Below are 1,657 nucleotides of genomic sequence, written 5' to 3' on the forward strand. Positions count from 1 at the left end.
CTCGGACAGCGGCTTCATCTCGTCGTACAGGAAGTACGCGTAGGCGCGGTCGCGCCCACGGCCGACGCGACCGCGGAGCTGGTGCAGCTGCGACAGACCGTACTTGTCCGCGCGGTCGATGATGATCGTGTTCGCGTTCGAGATGTCGAGACCGGTCTCGATGATGGTGGTCGACACGAGGACATCGGCGCGACGCTCCCAGAAGTCGTCGACGACCTGCTCGAGCGCGTGCTCGCCCATCTGCCCGTGCGCGACGACGATGCGCGCCTCGGGCACGAGCTCGGCGAGATGCGCCGCGACCCGCTGGATCGACGAGACCCGGTTGTGCACGTAGAACACCTGGCCCTCGCGCAGCAACTCGCGCCGGATCGCCGCGGCGATCTGCTTGTCGTTGCGCGGACCCACGTACGAGAGGATCGGATGCCGATCCTCTGGCGGCGTCGCCAGCGTCGACATCTCGCGGATGCCGGTGACCGCCATCTCGAGCGTGCGCGGGATGGGCGTGGCGCTCATGGCCAGGATGTCGACGTTGGTCTTGAGCTTCTTCAGCGCGTCCTTGTGCTCGACGCCGAACCGCTGCTCCTCGTCGATGATCATGAGGCCCAGGTCTTTGAAGATGACCTTCTCGGTGAGGATCCGGTGCGTGCCGATGACCATGTCGACCGTGCCGTCGGTGAGCCCCGCGAGCGTGGCCTTCGCCTCCTTGTCGGACTGGAAGCGCGAAAGCGGACGGACCGTCACGGGGAAGCCGGCGAAGCGCTCCGCGAAGGTCTCGAGGTGCTGCTTGACCAGCAGGGTCGTCGGCACGAGCATGGCGACCTGCTTGCCGTCCTGGATCGCCTTGAACGCGGCGCGCACGGCCACCTCGGTCTTGCCGAACCCGACGTCGCCGGAGAGCAGCCGGTCCATGGGAATGGGCTTCTCCATGTCGGCCTTGATCTCGTCGATCGTCTGCAGCTGGTCCTGCGTCTCGGCGAACGGGAACGCCTCTTCCAGCTCCCGCTGCCAGGGCGTGTCGGGGCCGAACGCGTAGCCCTTCGCGGCCATACGCGCCGAGTAGAGCTTCACCAGCTCGACCGCGATGTCGCGCACCGCCTTGCGCGCGCGCCCCTTCGCGGCGGCCCAGTCGCTCCCGCCCATCTTCGACAGCACCGGCGCCTCGCCCCCGACGTACTTCGACAGCAGGTCGAGCTGATCGGTGGGCACGAAGAGCTTGTCGCCCGGGTAGCCGCGCTTGGACGGCGCGTACTCCAGGACCAGGTACTCCTTCGTGGTCTTCACGGCGTTGCGGCCGCCGCTGGAGACTTCGCGGCGCGTCAGTTCGAGGAACTTCCCGATGCCGTGCGTCGCGTGCACGACAACGTCGCCGGGCTTGAGCTGGAGCGGGTCGACGACGTTGCGGCGACGGGACGCGAGCTTCTTCGCCCCGCGGTTGTCGTTCCCGACCGAGCGCCCGTAGAACTCGGTCTCGGTGATGACGGCGAACTTCACCTCGGTGAGCTCGAATCCGCGCTCCAGCGAGGCGCACACGACGTGCGCCACCCCGGGCTCGGGCGGCGTGCGGACGTCATCGACCTTGCGCGCCGCGATCCCGCGTTCGGCGAGCACGTCGCGGGCGCGGTCGACGAGACCCGGACCGGATGCCTCACCACGACGC

General features: G+C 68.3%; 1 protein-coding gene. It reads right to left on the minus strand.

Annotated features, from left to right (window positions below):
- Positions 1-1,657, minus strand: a 1,657-nt coding sequence (locus I5G_RS12120; RefSeq protein WP_022879290.1) for a DEAD/DEAH box helicase, incomplete at both ends; no start/stop codon positions are given.

This window comes from Microbacterium sp. B19, from assembly GCF_000333395.1.
Lineage (GTDB): Bacteria > Actinomycetota > Actinomycetes > Actinomycetales > Microbacteriaceae > Microbacterium.